A 15547-nucleotide genomic window follows, 5' to 3' on the forward strand; every position below is an offset into this window, starting at 1 on the left:
CGCCTCGACCTACACCAGCCGGTTCCAGTACACGGGCCAGATGTGGTTGCCGGATGCGGGGCTCTACCACTACCGCGCCCGGGCTTATGACCCCAACCTCGGCCGGTTCCTGCAGACCGACCCCATCGGCTATGCGGCGGGGGCGAACCTCTATGCCTATGTGGGCGGGGATCCGGTGAACCGGGTGGATCCTTCGGGACTGGATCCTTGTCTAGAAGTTCCCGCTACTGGCACCCTCCCGAATGAGGTTAATGGGGTCCTCTGTAACTGGATGGGCACCCGTCTAAGCCCGTATGGCCCGTCCACCGGCGGCCTTCTGAGCCGCGTGAATTGGAACCTCCCGCCGGGTTCGGGAGGGGGCAGTGGGCGTCAACCGGTGCAGTGCGAGGCGGGCAACCGAGCACGGGGCATTGCTACTGCGACCGAATATGGAGGCTACGGGCACGGAGCCATGGCAGAGTTCGCCGAGCGAATGTCCGGCCCAGAAGCCGGGCGATTTGCGGCCCGCGCATTCGCTCCGCTTTCGATTGGCCTAACGGCCACCAACACAGTATCAACGTTCTTCGCCAGCCAACAGATTGGTGAGCCTTGGGACGTCTCATTGGTCAGAGCCGCCGCACCTCTCGTCGGCAGTTTAGGTCTGGGCGCTGCGGGCGGAGTGGCCGGAACGGCACTTGGAGGCGTTGCTGGAACCGCTGTCGGTGGTCCTGTAGTAGGTACAGGAGTAGGCGCGGCACTTGGGGGTGCGGCCGGGGCGACCGGCGGCGCTTTCGTCGGAGAACGAGCAGGGAGTTTTGTTGGTGACCTCTACACTTCAGCGCGAGGCTATCAAGGCTGTGACTGAAAAACTCAGACCTATAGCGTACTACTCGCGCCTGCGAACGATCGCCTCAACACTGGTCCTTGCTGCGATTAGCTGGGGGCTTGTAGATCCACGCCTCGCAAGATATGCCGTCTACACGCGCGCGATGGACAATGAGCTCATAGTAGTCAAGTATATTATACTTATTATATTAATAGTGGGACTCATAATGTTTACTCCTGCTTTAATTAGAGCTCTAATTGGCCTTCCAGCCCTAGAGGCGTCTCCTAATAAGCTGCGAATACATGTAACTTGGACGCGCGAGGTTGATTTGTCACTGGAAGTGAAATCTCGCCTTAGATCAAGCCGCTCGTTCGGGCTGCCAATGAGTCTTTACCGAGATCGCGAGCGTGTGACGTCAGAGCTGCGCCATATTCTGCGAGAGTAAAATCGATGACACTGTCAGCCCAAACTGATTGCGGGCCGAACACGGGACCGTAGCGTCTCCGAATGGCCAACCCGACGAAACGGCAATGTCAGCCCGAACTGATTGCGGGTCCCGCCCCGCGACCGTAGCGTCCGTGGACGGCCTGAACCGGGTGACCCAGGCGGGCAGCACCTCGGTCACCTATGACACGCGGGGCAACATCACTGCGGGGCCGGGTGGCAGCTATGGCTATGACACGCAAAACAACCTGACCTCGGCGGGCGGAGCGACCTTCACCTTCGATCCGCTGAACCGGCTTGAGCGCGCGGCCGGCACCGCCACGACCCGCTTCCTCTACGACGGCTTGCAGGTGGTGGGTGAATACCCCGCGACCGGCTCGACCCCGTCGACCCGCTATGTGCCGGGCGTGGGGCTGGACGATGTGGTGGTCTCCTATGCGGGCTCGGGCACCAGCACGCGCATCTGGCTGCTGGCCGACGAGCGCCAGTCGGTGATCGGCCTGGTCGACGGGTCTGGGGCTGCCAGCGTCCAGGCCTATGATGAATACGGCGTCCGCGCCGGCGCCTACACCAGCCGGTTCCAGTACACGGGCCAGATGTGGTTGCCGGATGCGGGGCTCTACCACTACCGCGCCCGCGCCTATGACCCCAACCTCGGCCGGTTCCTGCAGACCGACCCCATCGGCTATGCGGCGGGCGCGAACCTCTATGCCTATGTGGGTGGGGATCCAGTGAACCTTACGGATCCGCTGGGGTTGGATCCGGACGCCCCCCCGACAACTCGGGTCGATGAAATCATCGTGATAGGGCCGCAAGATCCGTGCGCCCAGATTGGCGGCTGTCTAACGCTAGCGCAGTTGCAAGAGTGGGTTGAGCGGACTCTCCCTGGATACACGATCTGTCGTCCGCAACGGTTTCGAATCACAGGAATTGGTCCGACCCAAGCACCCGGAACGACCGCTATAAGCTTTCAGCCGCGAGCAGAGATTCCAAGGAACGGCGTCGCGATTAATCCAGCTCAGTTTGGAGTGCGCTTGCGCGGCAACCCAGCGGAAGCTGGAACGGTGAGGAACGTATTAGGCCGCGTTGTGCTTTATCCTGTATGGCGCGAAGCTGAGCGCCCCTCAAACAACGCGCCTGCAGTTCCACCTGGCCTGCCGACAGCAGGATGGCTTAGGCCGGTCGATTCTATTAGCCCTGTCCCATCCGAACTTTCCATCGACGTTTATGGCTATACAAGCCAAAGTCAGGCCTACGCATCCACTAGATATCTGGATGTTGTTGTAGCGATACCCCCGAACAGTGCAGGTGTAAGATGTCCCGCTGGATCCAATTAGCTGCTATTTTTGCTTGCTCATGTTCATCGGCAACTGATGAATGGATTACAGTTTTTCCAGAGAAACAATATAACATTGACCAAGGCGATTATAGAATTGGTATCCGACCTATTGACGGGATATTCAGTGAAATATGTCTATATGGATACGATCGGGTGATGTGCGAGAAGGTGGGGTTGCCTAGCCAAATTAGCCCGTATTTTTCCGGCGGGCATGTTCTCATTAATGACAGTCGCGGATCATCGCAGAGTTCTAGAGCAAAGATTTTAGCGCTTTCCGGCACCCTTGATATTCACAGCGAGGCCGCTAATGAGCCGGAGGTGATAGCGGCACTTCAAGAATGCGACCTGACTAATGACGACATAAATTCTTATATCGTTCGCTCTTCTTATCAAGAACAGGTAGTGCGGTTCTACATCGCCCCGAGACGATACTGTCCTACCTTTAGTCAAGATGGGATCGAGGTTTCGATGAGTTTGAGTCTAGATGGCACTGTCAGACCAAACTGATTGCGGGCCCGGCCCCGCGACCGTAGCGTCTCCCGCATGGCCAAATCGACGAACCCGTTCCGGTACTTTGACAGCTCGCCTGAGGTGATCCGCCTCGTGGTGATGATGTACGTGAAATACCCGCTGTCGCTCCGTAACGTGGAGGACCTGCTGGCCGAACGCGGCATCGACATCTGCCACGAAACCGTGCGCCTCTGGTGGAACCGGTTCGGCCCGATGTTCGCCGCGGCGATCCGCAGGAAGCGGGTTCAGAAGATGCGCGCCTACACACACTGGCGGTGGCATCTCGACGAGGTCTACGCGACCCGAAGGGCGGCGTAGCCAACATCAACGGCGAGATGCCCAACGTTCAGCCGCCCTGGCTGAGTGGAGGAACCTTGCCGTCCGAGGCCTGTCGTTCCCGCCCCCGCCGTTGGACTGACTGCATCGCGATCAGCGTTTCTGGGGGTATATCTGGGGAGGCAGAACCGCCTAGCTCGCCAAGTCCCTGAAAGAAATGGTGGATGCGACAGGGATTGAACCTGTGACCCCCTCGGTGTGAACGAGGTGCTCTCCCGCTGAGCTACGCATCCGACCGGTCAGGAGGCGGGGTGTTTAGCCCGCCGATCCGGCAAGGGCAAGGGCCTGTTCGGTCTCGGCCACACAGCGCGTCACCAGCGCCGGAAAGGCGTCGTAATGGTCCAGCACCGCCCACGGCCTCATCCCGGGAATCGCCATGTCGGCATAGCCGAAGCTGACTGCCACGAACGGCAGGGCCGCGGCATGGGCGGCGCCCGCATCCAGACTGCTGTCGCCGACCATCAGGGCGCGATCGGCCCGTCCGCCGCTGGCGGCGATCGCCTCGAGCAGATGGGCGGCCTCCGGCTTCCGTGCCGACACCCGGTCCGGCCCGTACACACAGGCGAACAGGCTGGTCAGCCCCAGCGCATCCGTCAGGGCCAGCGACAGGTCCGTGCGCTTGTTGGTCGTCACCGCCAGGGTAAAGCCCTCGGACTTCAACGCGGTCAGCGCCTCGACACAGCCGGGGTAGGGCCGGGTCAGATCGGCGATTCGCCCGACATACAGATCGAGGAACAGGCTAAACCGCACGTCCAGGGCCTCGGCCGAAAGCGGCGCCCCCGCCGTCTCATATCCGCGCCGCAGCAGGGCCCGCGCCCCGTGGCCGATCAGATCGCGTCCCTGCGCCAGCGGCAGGGCCGCAAGGCCATCGGTCGCCAGCACCGCGTTCAGGGTGCCGATCAGGTCCGGCGCGGAATCCACCAGCGTCCCGTCAAGGTCGAACAGCAGCGTCCATCCATTCGCCTTTACGGACATATAGCCTCCCCTTATTCCGTCTCATGCGTTATGCCGCCCGGACGACTAGACGAGGGACGATGACGTGACCACCCACAGCCATACCGGGCCCGCACGCGCGGCCGTTATCCTTGCTGCCGGGCAGGGCACCCGCATGAAGTCCCGCCTGCCCAAGGTCCTGCACCCCGTCGGCGGGCGCGCCATGCTGGACCACGCCATCGACGCGGCCGAGGCGCTGGGCTGTGAACGGATCGTCGTCGTCGTCGGCAATCACTCGCCCGAAGTTCGCGCCCATGTCGTCGCCCGGCTGGGCGAGGCCGCCATCGCGGTCCAGGATCCGCCCATGGGCACCGGCCACGCCGTCCTGTGTGCGCGCGAGGCGCTGAACGGCTTCGACGGTCAGGTCGTCATCACCTATGGCGATGTGCCCCTGCTCAAGGCCCACGACATCGCCCCCGTGTTCGAGGCCGCCGACGCCCTGTCGGTGATCGGCTTCGAGGCCCGCGACCCCGGCGCCTACGGGCGTCTGGTGATTGAGGGCGGCGAACTGACCGCCATTACCGAGGCCAAGGAGGCCTCGGCCGAGGTGCTGGCCATCCGCACCTGCAACTCGGGGGTCATGTCGGCCCCGGCCCGCGTGCTGTTCGACCTGCTGGACAAGGTCGGCAACGATAATGCCAAGGGCGAATACTATCTGACCGACGTCGTCCAGCTGGGCCGCGAGGCCGGTGTGCCCACCCGCGCCGTCATGGCGTCCGAGGATGCTGTGATGGGCGTCAACGCCCAGTCCGAACTGGCCGAGGCCGAGGCCCTGTTCCAGAAGGTCCAGCGCGAGACCTTCCTCGCCCGCGGCGTCACCATGCCCGCGCCCGACACGGTTCATTTCGCGTGGGACACCGATCTGGAAGCCGGCGTGGTGGTCGAGCCCTATGTCGTCTTCGGCCCCGGCGTCCACGTGGCTTCGGGCGCCCGAATCCGCAGCTTCAGCCATCTGGAAGGTGCCGACGTCGGCGAGGGCGCCATCGTCGGTCCCTATGCCCGCCTGCGTCCCGGCGCCCGGCTGGAGCGCGACGTCCACATCGGCAATTTCGTCGAGGTCAAGAACAGCCATATCGGCGAGGGCGCCAAGGCCAACCACCTGTCCTACCTTGGCGATGGCCAGGTCGGCCCGCGCGCCAACATCGGCGCCGGCACCATCTTCTGCAACTATGACGGCGTGTTCAAACACAAGACCACAGTGGGCGAGGGGGCTTTCGTCGGTTCCAACAGCTCGCTGGTCGCCCCCGTCACCATCGGCGCCGGGGCCATGACCGCCTCCGGCTCGGTCATCACCGAAGACGTCCCCGACGGCGCCCTCGCCCTCGGCCGCGCCACCCAGACCGTCAAGGACGGCTGGGCCGCCCGCTTCATGCAGATGATGACCGCCAAGAAGGCGAACCAGAGAAAATGATCCTCCCCCGACGCGCAGCTTCGGGGGAGGGGGACCGCCGAACGGCGGTGGAGGGGGCGAATACCAGACGCCACCTCCTGACCCTTGCCCCCTCCCCCCCTCCGGGGTCCCCCTCCCCCGCAAGCAGGGGAGGAGCTTAGATGTCCGATTCCCAAAAGCGCCTCGCTGGCGAGGCCGCCGCCCTTCGGGTCGAGGCGGGCATGAAGGTCGGGCTCGGCACCGGCTCGACCGCCGCCTGGTTCGTCAAGGCGCTGGCGGCCCGTAACCTGCCGGACTTGCGCTGTGTGCCGACGTCGGATGCGACCGCCGATCTGGCGCGCGAACTGGGCCTGCCACTCTCGACGCTGGAGGACACACCGCGCCTCGATCTGACCGTCGACGGCGCGGACGAGGTCGGACCCGGTCTGGCCCTGATCAAGGGCGGTGGTGCGGCCCTGCTGCGCGAGAAGCTGGTGTGGGAGGCCTCGGACCGCTGCCTCGTCATTGCCGACGAGGCCAAGGTGGTGAAGACGCTGGGCGCCTTTCCCCTGCCGATCGAGGTCGTCGCCTTCGGGCACAAGACCACCGGCAACCGCATCGCCGATGTGCTGGCCGACCACGACATCGCCATGCCCGCCCGCGTCCGCACCGCCGAGCGCGGTCTGGTGCGCACCGACGGCGGCAATCTGATCTACGACGCGAAATGCGGCGCCATCACCGACCCCAGCCGCCTCGCCGACGACCTGAAACTGATCACCGGCGTCGTCGAACACGGCCTGTTCCTCGACCTCGCGGACGAGGCGATCATCGGCACGGATGACGGGGTTGAGGTGCTGGTGCCGTGAAGGTTCCCACGCTCACGGGCATTACCTTCGTCACCCGCGACAAGGGAGGCTTTGCCTTGTCGCTCGATCACCCAACCCGCGCAGACTTTGAGGCGCTGCTCCACTGGCTGCCCGAGGGCTGGGAGGTGGACTTCCACGATCCCTATTTTCCGCAACTCAGTGATCCAGGGGCCTATGTCCTGATCCAGAGACGGGGTGATCGGTTTCTTCACCGGCTCGGCAACCACGGCTGGTTGAACCAGTGGACCCATCAAAGCCCTGATCTGCTGGCTGCCTATCTTCAGCTTGTCGCAGACTATCCGGGCGAGAGGACAGCTTTTGACGGGCCGATCATGGTCAAGCCCGCCTATCGCTCCGCGTGGGACGATCAAGGTCCGGACTGATCAAGGACGGGCGCGCCTTGCCCCTCCCACCCCTGATCCCTAAGTCCCTGACGCGGCGGGTGCTATGCGTACCCGACCCGTGCCTGCCCTCAGTTCGCCGGAGCGGATTTCAGACCCTTCAGACGGTTCAGACGGTCTAATTTCACCGTCTGAATTCCGGACCGCCCCCGGTTTCAGACTATTCAGACCATTCAGACGGTCTTTTTCCACCGTCTGGGTTCAGGAGCCCCGAATGCCCACGACCTACGACTACGACCTCTTCGTCATCGGTGCGGGCTCGGGCGGGGTGCGGGCGGCGCGGCTGACGGCCCTGTCGGGCAAGACGGTCGCCGTGGCCGAGGAGCATCGCGTCGGCGGGACCTGTGTCATCCGCGGCTGTGTGCCCAAGAAATTCATGGTCATGGCCTCCGAGGTCAGCCACGCGCTGGAAATTGCCGAGGGCTATGGCTGGGACATCGAGGGCGCGACCTTCGACTGGAAGCGCTTCCTCGAGGCCAAGGACGTCGAGATCGCCCGGCTGTCCGGCATCTATGTCGCCAATCTGGGCAAGGCGGGCGCCGAACTGATCCACGGCCGCGCCCGGCTGAAGGACGCCCATACGGTCGAGGTGCTGAAGAAGGACGGCTCGGTCGATCGCACGGTCACGGCCGAAACCATCCTGATCGCCACCGGCGGTCGCCCCTGGGTGCCCGAAGACCTGCCGGGCATCGAACACGCCATCACCTCGGAAGAGGCCTTCCACCTGCCGGAACTGCCGAAGAGCATCCTGATCGCGGGCGGCGGCTATATCGCGGTCGAATTCGCCGGCATCTTCGCGGGGCTGGGTGTCGAGACCACCCTGGTCTATCGCGGTCCGAATATCCTGCGCGGCTTTGACGATGACGTCCGTGCCCATCTGGCGGGCGAGATCGAGCGGCGCGGCATCAAGGTGGTGCTGGGCTGCCAGCATGCCTCGATCGAAAAGACGGCCGAGGGTCTGGTCAGCCACCTCGAGAATGACATGAGTCTGACAACCGAGGCCGTCATGTTCGCCACGGGCCGCACGCCCTACGTCAAGGGTCTGGGGCTGGAAGAGGCCGGGGTCGAGCTGACCGAGGGCGGCGCCATCAAGGTCGACCAATACTCGCGCACCAGCGTCGACAACATCTGGGCCATCGGCGACGTCACGGACCGGATCAATCTGACCCCCGTGGCCATCCGCGAAGCCGTGGCCTTCCATGAGACCCGCTACAAGGACAATCCCTCGTCGTTCGACTATGAGGCCGTCGCCACCGGCGTCTTCAGCCAGCCGCCGGTCGGCGTGGTCGGCCTCAGCGAGGCCGAGGCCCGGCGTCATTGCGCGAAGGGGGTCGATGTCTATCTGACCCGCTTCCGGCCCATGAAGACCGTGTTCGTCGGCTCGGACGAGCGGGTGCTGATGAAGCTGGTGGTCGATGCCGACACCCAGCGCGTCGTGGGCGTCCATATCGTCGGCCCCGAGGCGCCCGAGATGATCCAGCTGGCCGCCATTGCGGTGAAGGCCGGCCTGACCAAGGCCCAGTGGGACGCGACCTGCGCCGTTCACCCGACGCTGGCCGAGGAACTGGTCACCCTGAAGGACAAGCAGTCGGTCGCCGCGACCGCCGCCGAATAGGGGCTCAGAAGCCTTCCAGCCGGTCCCGGATCGGCTTCAGGCCCGCCAGCAGGGGCTCGATCTCCGCCGCATTCTTCTTCCACTTGTCGGGCGCGGGCGGGGTCAGGGTGTGGCGGGACTCCGGCAGCTTGCCGCCGGTCCGCTCTTCGAGCGCCGCGTCGAACTCAAGGTCGGCGAAGTCACAGATGCCGCGCATCACCGCCGCCGGATCGGCGACGAAGTCGGCATAGCGGACCACGTGGCGCCGGTCGGCGGGCAGGGCCGACAGGTCGTCCATGATGGTCTGGTTGGTGGTCGCCCACTGATAGGCCGCGATCTCGGGCAGGGGCTTGCCCTTCAGGCCCTGCCAGCCCTGCGGCAGCAGCAGCGACCAGGGGCCTTCCCAGCCGGGCAGCTGCGGATAGGTCACCCAGCCGCCGGCCCGCCAAGCGTCGATGATGCTGGAGACGTTCTCCTCCGGCTCGCGCCACAGGAAGACGAACCGGGCGTCCGGGAACAGGGCGTTGAAGAAGGGGATCCGCAGGGCGTTCTTGGGCGTCTTCTCCAGCAGGCGGACGCTGTCCTGATTGGCGAACGGCCGCTCGGCCCCGTCACGCAGCTTCTCGGCCAGCCGGGCCTTCATCGCCAGACCGATCTGGTCGCTGTAGTGCTCGCCCGTGACCCGGTTGGAGTCGATGCCCGGAGCGCCAGGCCGCAAGGCCTTGAAGCCCTCGACCAGCCAGTGGGCCTCGCCGCCCACCGTGTGTAGCTGGGACGTCACCGCCAGCGTCTCGAACAGGGCCGTGCTGCCCGAGCGGGGCGCGGCCACGATGATCACCGGGCGATCATAGTCCGGCGTCTGCATGACCGCCGCAGGGCGGGCTGGTGCCGGGCTCGCGGCGGCCGCTGCCGGTGCCTGCCCGACCATGCCGGTCGGCGCGCCGCCGCCCATCGGCGCCACGCCCGGGTTGACGCCATAGGCGCCGATCCGCTGCCGGACGACCGCAGGCACCGGCATCATGTTGGAGCTGACCCTCAGGTCGTCACCCAGCGCCGTCACCTGCTGCATCAGCAGATGCAGCCGCTTCTGGTAGTGGGGGATGCCCCGGTCGGTGTCGGCGAACAGCGACCACAGCTGGCGCCAGTCCTGCCGGAAGCCGTGCATCAGCCGCGCAAACTGCTGCAGATGCGCCCGGCCCTCATCGCCCTGACGGACCGACCCGGTCTCGGCCACCAGGTCGCCCAGCAGCTCGTCGACCTCGGACGGGGGCATGACGCGGTAGATGTTGTACTGCTCGACCGCCAGCGGCGCCCGCTGGCCGGGCCGGAACGGGATCGGCGTCTCGGGCAGGGACTGGGTGGCCGCGGCCTCCGCGAGGTCCCAGAAGCGGCCGTTGCCCGTCGTGTCCGCCACCAGGTGCACGCGCGAGATGTCCGACCCGTTGTCGACCTTGTGGATCCGCCAGTTGTCGAAGATCCACGCCTCCCCCGGGGCCATGTGGACCACCTCGCCGTCGCAGTGGAAGCGCACGTCTGGCGTCGTCACGATCGGCACATGCAGCCGCACCCGGTGGAACCAGTGATAGTTGATGTCGGTGTGCTCGGGCACCGAAGACCCCGGCCCCAGCCGCATCAGCCGCGAGCGGCTCCACACCACGCCGAAGTGGCTGAGCACCTGCTGGATGTAGGGCGAGGACTGCAGGTGCGGGGTCGGCGCCATGGCCCCGGCGACGTCGTCGTTCTCGGTCCCGCCGACCGTGATCAGGCGCAGGGCGCTGTTGCCCGGGATGTTGTTCGGGTGCTTGGCCCAGGCGTCTTCGGGGAAGGCCTCGACCTCGCGCCGCAGCTGGTCCACGTCAAAGCGGAAGGGCAGCTTGATGAAGGGGCGGGACAGTTTCACGCGATCAGGACCGATACTCGATGACAGGGCAAGCCCCACAGATACGCCCCGTCCGGGAGGGGGTCAAAGCCGATCGATCTTGTGCTGGCCATGCAGCTGGCGAATGAAGGGGCGCCCGGGATCCCGTCCCGTGAGCCGTTCCCGGACCTCGCCGACCACGAACCGGGTGATGGCGGGCAGGGCCAGGTCTTTCAGATCGTCCAGTGGGATCCAGGCCACGCGCTCCAGCTCGTCCCCGTGGTCGGTGCGCGCCGGCAGGTCCATGGCGTCCGCATCGGCCAGGAAGAAGCGGGCATCGAAGCGGCGCGGCCTGCCGGGAGGCGTGATTGCCCGGGCGATGTAGCGCAGACCCGCCAGATCCGCCTGATGCCCGGTCGACAGGAAGTTGCGCCACGGCCCGGCCAGACTGCGCGCCGGAGCGGGACGGCCGACGATGACGCCTGTCTCTTCATGGGTCTCGCGGACCGCGGCGAGTGCCAGGGCACGGGCGCGCCGCTCGGGCATTTCGCGCTCCAGCAAGGCCAGTTCGGCGGCAGGCAGGTCTGTGGCGAAGGGCGCAGTATAGTCACCGCGCTCGACCCGCCCGCCGGGAAACACCCACTTCGACGCCATGAAGACATGGCCCGGGGCGCGTCGGCCCATCAGGACTTCGGGACGCGCCTCCCGGGTGCGCGTCAGGATCAGGGTGGCGGCGTCCCGGGGCCGGACGCGGGCACCGATATCCGGCGAATCGGCCAGATCCGCCCGCGCATCGAACGGCTGGCTCATTTGCGACGCCGCGGCCCTTTCGGCTTGCCGGACGATGACAGCTTGCCACCGCGCGGACCCTTGCCGCCCCGGGGAGGGCCACCGCGCGGGCCGCCCCGGCCTCCGGAGTTACCGGGCGGCTTGCCCTCTTCGGCATCCGACAGCATCTCCAGCACCAGACCGCCGGTGAGGGGCGTGGCCTCCACCAGCTTGACCTCGACCGTTCGGCCCAGCGTCCAGCGGTCGCCGCTGCGCTGACCGATCAGGGCGTGGGCCGCCTCGTCGTGCTGGAAGTAGTCCCGGCCCAGCGACGAGATGGGGATCAGGCCATCGGCGCCGGTCTCCTGCAGCCTGACGAACAGGCCGAACCGGGTGACGCCGGTGATCCGTCCCTCGAAGGTCGCGCCGACCCGCTCTTCCAGGAAGGCGGCGACATAGCGATCCGTCGCATCGCGCTCGGCCGCCATAGAGCGTCGCTCGGTCATGACCAGATGCTCGGCGATGGCCGGCAGTTCCGACACCTCGCGGTCGGTCAGGCCGTCCTTGCCCAGCCCCAGTGCGCGGATCAGGGCCCGGTGGACGATCAGGTCGGAATAGCGCCGGATCGGCGAGGTGAAGTGGGCATAGCGGTCCAGGTTCAGCCCAAAGTGGCCGATGTTGTCCGGCGTGTAGATGGCCTGCATCTGGCTGCGCAGAACGACCTCATTGACGATCTCGGCGTGGGGCGTGTCGCGCATGCTGTCGAGCAGGGCGTTGAGCTTCTTGGTGGTCGGCGGCTCGCCCTTGTTCCACGGGCGGCCCAGAGTCTGCAGGAAGTCGGCGAGGTTGAAGACCTTTTCCTGACTGGGGGTGTCGTGCACCCGATAGATCAGGGGGGTGCGCTTCTGCTCCAGCGTCTCGCCCGCCGAGACATTGGCCTGGATCATCATCTCCTCGATCAGCCGGTGGGCCTCCAGCGAGACGCGCGGCTCGATCGAGATGATCTCGCCCTTCGGCGACATGTTGATCTTGCGCTCCAGGCTCTCGATGGCCAGCGGCGCGCGCTTCTTGCGGCCCTTCAGCATGGTGCGATAGGCGGCCCACAGGGGCTTGAGGATGACGTCGACGATGGGGCCGGTCACATCATCGAACCGCCCTTCGGAGGCGGCCTGCGCCTGCTCATAGGACAGGCTGGCGTGCGAGCGCATCAGGCCACGGACGAAGCGATGGCTGCGCTTCTTGCCGTCGGCGTCGAACACCATGCGCACGGCCAGACAGGCGCGGTTCTCGCCGACCTTGAGGCTGCACAGCCCGTTCGACAGTACCTCGGGCAGCATGGGCTCGACCCGGTCGGGGAAGTAGGTGGAGTTGCCCTTGTCGCGGGCCTGCTGGTCCAGCGCCGTGCCGGGGCGGACATAGGCGGCCACGTCAGCGATGGCGACCCAGACGATCCAGCCGCCCGGGTTGTTGGCGTCCTCGTCCGGTTGGGCAAAGACGGCGTCGTCGTGATCCCTCGCATCGGCCGGGTCGATGGTGATCAGCGGCAGGTCGCGCAGGTCCTCCCGTCCCTTGAGCGACGGCAGGGCCTGATCTTCCGCCTCGGACTCGACCGTCTCGGAGAAGCCCGTCGGCAAGCCATGGCTGTGGATGGCGATCAGCGAGGCGGCGCGCGGGTCATCCTCGCGGCCCAGTTTCTCGAGCACCTTGCCGCGTTTTGGGCCGTGGCGGTCGCTGCCCTTCTCGACCGCGGCCAGCACCAGATCGCCGTCCTTGAGACCCTCGACCTGGCTTTCGGGCACGATCAGTGTGTCCTTGGCGCGGCGGTCGACCGACTCGATCCGGACCTGACGCGCCGATCGGCGGATCACGCCCAGCACCCGGTCGGCCCCCGTGTCCAGCTTCTTGATCAGCCGCGCCTCCCAGCCGTTGTCGCCGCGCGCGAACCGCACCAGCAGCCGATCGCCCATGCCGGGCGCTGGCCCCCGATCCTTGCGATCCGGCATCAGCACGGCGGAGGGTGCATCGTCCGACGCATCGACCAGCCGCACGATCATCTCGCCGTCGACATCGCGCTCGACGACGTCGGCCACGCCCACCGGCGGCAGGCCTCCGGCCTCGCTCAGCCCCTTGCGACCGCGCCGACCGAGGCGACCTTCGTCCTCCAGTTCGCGGATCATCTGGCGCAGCGCGCGGCGGTCTGCACCCTTCAGGCCGAAATGCTGGGCGATTTCGGTCTTCTGGGCCGAGCCGGTCTCGCGCAGGAAGGCGAGCAGGGTGTCCTTGTCCGGAAGTCCGGCGGGGGGGCGGCGAGGGGGTTTTGTCATCATCTTTCCATAACGCGCTTCGGACCGCTTTGTCGTCAGGTTCCGATGGTATGTCGCCGGGGCGGGGCCGGGCATTCTGCGCTCACCGCTATGGAGCCAGCCATGTTCATCACCGCCGTTGCGTTGTCATTTGCCCTGTCGACCACTGCCCAGGAGCCGCAATCCCACCAGCAGGCCGTCAACTGCACCGGCGTGTTCCTGTACACTGCCGTTCTGGCAGCCCAGGCAGCCGAGGCGGATCCGTCGACCGAGAATCAGGAAACCGCCGAAATGGCCGGCACCCTGCTCAAGGCCGCTGACGCCGGCCGTCTGGCCGCTGCCGCGCGCGAAGGCTTGTCGACCGACGCCAGTGGCGCGGCCCTGAACGCCTGGATCGAAGCCACCAGCGAAGATGCCGAGGGGGTCATCGAGCGTGAGCTGGAGCCGTGCCTCAATACCTATGCCTACGCCCTCGACTAGGTGTCGGCCAGGCAGGCGGGTTGACCTGAGCGGGCGACCGGACCAGCTTCCGGTCCAAACCTCAGGAGTTCTGGATGTCGCTTGCCCCCCAACCGGTCCTTGCCGGTCCCACCGCCTCGCTACTCGACCTGATCGGCAAGACGCCTATGGTCGAGGTCAGCCGCATGGACACCGGCAAATGCCGCCTGTTCCTGAAGTTGGAAAGCCAGAACCCCGGGGGCTCGATCAAGGACCGGATCGCCCTGTCGATGATCGCGGCGGCCGAGAGGGAAGGCTGGTTGAAGCCCGGCGGCACGATCGTTGAAGCGACGGCAGGCAATACCGGTCTGGCCCTGACGCTGGTGGGACAGGCCAAGGGCTACAAGGTCCTGCTGGTCATCCCGGACAAGATGTCCAAGGAGAAGATCCAGCACCTGCGCGCCATGGGGGCCGACGTCCGGCTGACCCGCTCCGATGTGCCGCACGGCCACCCTGAATACTATACCGACATGGCCGAGCGGCTGGCCCAGCAGATTCCGGGCGGCTACTACGTCAACCAGTTCGCCAATGACGCCAACTCGGCCGCGCATTTCGAGACCACGGGCCCGGAGATCTGGGAGCAGATGGGCGGCGAGGTCGACGCCTTCGTCGCCGGCATCGGCTCGGGCGGGACCATCACCGGCATCGGCCAATTCCTGAAGTCAAAGGGATCAAAGGCCCAGATCATCCTGGCCGATCCGGTCGGCTCGACGCTGGCGGGCATCGTCAATGAGGGAGTCCCGGGGCCGGAGGGCAGCTATACGGTCGAGGGGATCGGCCAGAATTTCGTGCCGGAAACGGCCCATATGGACCTGATCGACAAGGCCTACTCCATCCCGGATGCCGAGGCGATCGCCACCGTTCGCGAGTTGCTGCTGAAGGAAGGTATCCTGGCCGGCTCGTCGTCGGGCACCCTGATCGCCTCGGCGCTGCGCTGGTGCCGCGAGCAGACCGAGGCCAAGTCCTGCGTGACCTTCGTCTGCGATACCGGGGCCAAGTATCTGTCCAAGGTCTATAACGACGCATGGCTGGCCGATCAGGGGCTGGGCGAGCGCGAACTGCACGGCGACCTGTCGGACCTGATCACCCGCAAATACGAGGACGGCGCCGTGGTCTTCGCCGGGCCGGACGACACGCTGGACACGGTGTTCAAGCGGATGCGCGGGGCGGACGTCTCCCAGCTTCCGATCTTCAGCGAGGGACGGCTGGTCGGGATCGTCGACGAGAGCGATCTGGTCCACACGATGAACACGGACGCGATCACCCGGGAGGAGCGGTTCAAACTGCCGGTTTCCAAGGTCATGACGCGCGATCTGGACACGGTTCAGGTCAATGAGCCGCTGGACGCCCTGGTGCCCCTGTTCGACCGGGACCGGGTGGCCATCGTGCTGGACGGCGAACGGTTCGTGGGCCTGATCACCCGCACCGATCTGATCAACCACCTGAGCCTGAACCGGTAAGCC

General features: G+C 66.0%; 14 protein-coding genes and 1 tRNA gene. 10 read left to right on the forward strand and 5 right to left on the reverse strand.

Going from position 1 to position 15547, the window contains the following annotated elements; genetic code table 11:
• The 4 genes from V7672_RS03375 to V7672_RS03390 all read left to right on the forward strand — a co-directional run.
• Window positions 1–844, forward strand: an 844-nt coding sequence (locus V7672_RS03375) for an RHS repeat-associated core domain-containing protein (RefSeq protein WP_335623284.1), incomplete at its 5' end; no start/stop codon positions are given.
• A 539-nt stretch (window positions 845–1383) separates the two neighbouring features.
• Window positions 1384–2586: an RHS repeat-associated core domain-containing protein gene (locus V7672_RS03380; RefSeq protein WP_335623285.1), complete on the forward strand. Its 1203-nt coding sequence runs from the start codon at window positions 1384–1386 to the stop codon at window positions 2584–2586.
• Window positions 2565–3095, forward strand: coding sequence for a hypothetical protein (locus tag V7672_RS03385; protein WP_335623286.1), 531 nt, complete (start codon window positions 2565–2567; stop codon window positions 3093–3095). The genes V7672_RS03380 and V7672_RS03385 overlap by 22 nt, the downstream gene beginning before the upstream one ends.
• Before the next feature lie 36 nt (window positions 3096–3131).
• Window positions 3132–3416, forward strand: coding sequence for a hypothetical protein (locus V7672_RS03390; protein ID WP_335623287.1), 285 nt, complete (start codon window positions 3132–3134; stop codon window positions 3414–3416).
• A gap of 176 nt (window positions 3417–3592) precedes the next feature.
• Here V7672_RS03390 and V7672_RS03395 read toward each other — a convergent pair.
• Together V7672_RS03395 and V7672_RS03400 are read right to left on the reverse strand one after the other, a co-directional pair.
• Window positions 3593–3667, reverse strand: a tRNA-Val gene (locus V7672_RS03395).
• 22 nt (window positions 3668–3689) lie between these two features.
• Window positions 3690–4409, reverse strand: coding sequence for an HAD hydrolase-like protein (locus V7672_RS03400; protein ID WP_335623289.1), 720 nt, complete (start codon window positions 4407–4409; stop codon window positions 3690–3692).
• Window positions 4410–4473: 64 nt separating this feature from the next.
• On the opposite strand from V7672_RS03400, the gene glmU reads away from it, so the two are divergent.
• The 4 genes from glmU to gor all read left to right on the forward strand — a co-directional run bounded on the left by glmU (window position 4474) and on the right by gor (window position 8678).
• Window positions 4474–5838 carry a bifunctional UDP-N-acetylglucosamine diphosphorylase/glucosamine-1-phosphate N-acetyltransferase GlmU gene (gene glmU, locus V7672_RS03405; RefSeq protein ID WP_335623290.1) on the forward strand — a complete coding sequence of 455 codons (1365 nt, stop codon included), beginning with the start codon at window positions 4474–4476 and terminating at the stop codon, window positions 5836–5838.
• A 140-nt stretch (window positions 5839–5978) separates the two neighbouring features.
• Window positions 5979–6662: a ribose-5-phosphate isomerase RpiA gene (gene rpiA, locus V7672_RS03410; protein ID WP_335623291.1), complete on the forward strand. Its 684-nt coding sequence runs from the start codon at window positions 5979–5981 to the stop codon at window positions 6660–6662.
• A complete protein-coding gene (locus V7672_RS03415) occupies window positions 6659–7045 on the forward strand; it encodes a hypothetical protein (RefSeq protein WP_335623292.1) in 387 nt (128 codons plus the stop codon). The genes rpiA and V7672_RS03415 overlap by 4 nt, the downstream gene beginning before the upstream one ends.
• 232 nt (window positions 7046–7277) lie before the next feature.
• A complete protein-coding gene (gor, locus tag V7672_RS03420; protein ID WP_335623293.1) occupies window positions 7278–8678 on the forward strand; it encodes a glutathione-disulfide reductase in 1401 nt (466 codons plus the stop codon).
• A 4-nt stretch (window positions 8679–8682) separates the two neighbouring features.
• On the opposite strand, the gene V7672_RS03425 is transcribed toward gor, so the two are convergent.
• The 3 genes from V7672_RS03425 to rnr form a co-directional block, all read right to left on the reverse strand.
• Entirely contained in the window at window positions 8683–10557 is a 1875-nt protein-coding gene (locus V7672_RS03425; protein WP_335623294.1) for a sulfotransferase, read from the reverse strand.
• Between the two features lie 63 nt (window positions 10558–10620).
• Complete coding sequence (locus V7672_RS03430; RefSeq protein WP_335623295.1) at window positions 10621–11325, reverse strand: NUDIX hydrolase; 705 nt, start codon at window positions 11323–11325, stop codon at window positions 10621–10623.
• Window positions 11322–13607 carry a ribonuclease R gene (gene rnr / locus V7672_RS03435; protein WP_335623296.1) on the reverse strand — a complete coding sequence of 762 codons (2286 nt, stop codon included), beginning with the start codon at window positions 13605–13607 and terminating at the stop codon, window positions 11322–11324. Before rnr ends, V7672_RS03430 begins: the two co-directional genes overlap by 4 nt.
• Before the next feature lie 102 nt (window positions 13608–13709).
• On the opposite strand from rnr, the gene V7672_RS03440 reads away from it, so the two are divergent.
• Complete coding sequence (locus tag V7672_RS03440; protein ID WP_335623298.1) at window positions 13710–14066, forward strand: hypothetical protein; 357 nt, start codon at window positions 13710–13712, stop codon at window positions 14064–14066.
• Between the two features lie 74 nt (window positions 14067–14140).
• The gene (locus V7672_RS03445) at window positions 14141–15544 is read left to right on the forward strand and encodes a cystathionine beta-synthase (protein WP_335623299.1); all 1404 of its coding nucleotides are present in this window, start codon (window positions 14141–14143) and stop codon (window positions 15542–15544) included.
• Window positions 15545–15547 lie beyond the last annotated feature (3 nt).

The sequence above is a fragment of the Brevundimonas sp. genome (assembly GCF_036963785.1).
Lineage (GTDB): Bacteria > Pseudomonadota > Alphaproteobacteria > Caulobacterales > Caulobacteraceae > Brevundimonas.

Coding starts and splice junctions, on each gene's coding strand:
- gor (WP_335623293.1), top strand. CDS start 7,278: ATGCCCACGACCTACGACTACGACCTCTTCGTCATCGGTGCGGGCTCG.
- V7672_RS03440 (WP_335623298.1), top strand. CDS start 13,710: ATGTTCATCACCGCCGTTGCGTTGTCATTTGCCCTGTCGACCACTGCC.
- V7672_RS03400 (WP_335623289.1), bottom strand. CDS start 4,409: ATGTCCGTAAAGGCGAATGGATGGACGCTGCTGTTCGACCTTGACGGG.
- V7672_RS03390 (WP_335623287.1), top strand. CDS start 3,132: ATGGCCAAATCGACGAACCCGTTCCGGTACTTTGACAGCTCGCCTGAG.
- V7672_RS03385 (WP_335623286.1), top strand. CDS start 2,565: ATGTCCCGCTGGATCCAATTAGCTGCTATTTTTGCTTGCTCATGTTCA.
- rnr (WP_335623296.1), bottom strand. CDS start 13,607: ATGACAAAACCCCCTCGCCGCCCCCCCGCCGGACTTCCGGACAAGGAC.
- rpiA (WP_335623291.1), top strand. CDS start 5,979: ATGTCCGATTCCCAAAAGCGCCTCGCTGGCGAGGCCGCCGCCCTTCGG.
- V7672_RS03430 (WP_335623295.1), bottom strand. CDS start 11,325: ATGAGCCAGCCGTTCGATGCGCGGGCGGATCTGGCCGATTCGCCGGAT.
- V7672_RS03445 (WP_335623299.1), top strand. CDS start 14,141: ATGTCGCTTGCCCCCCAACCGGTCCTTGCCGGTCCCACCGCCTCGCTA.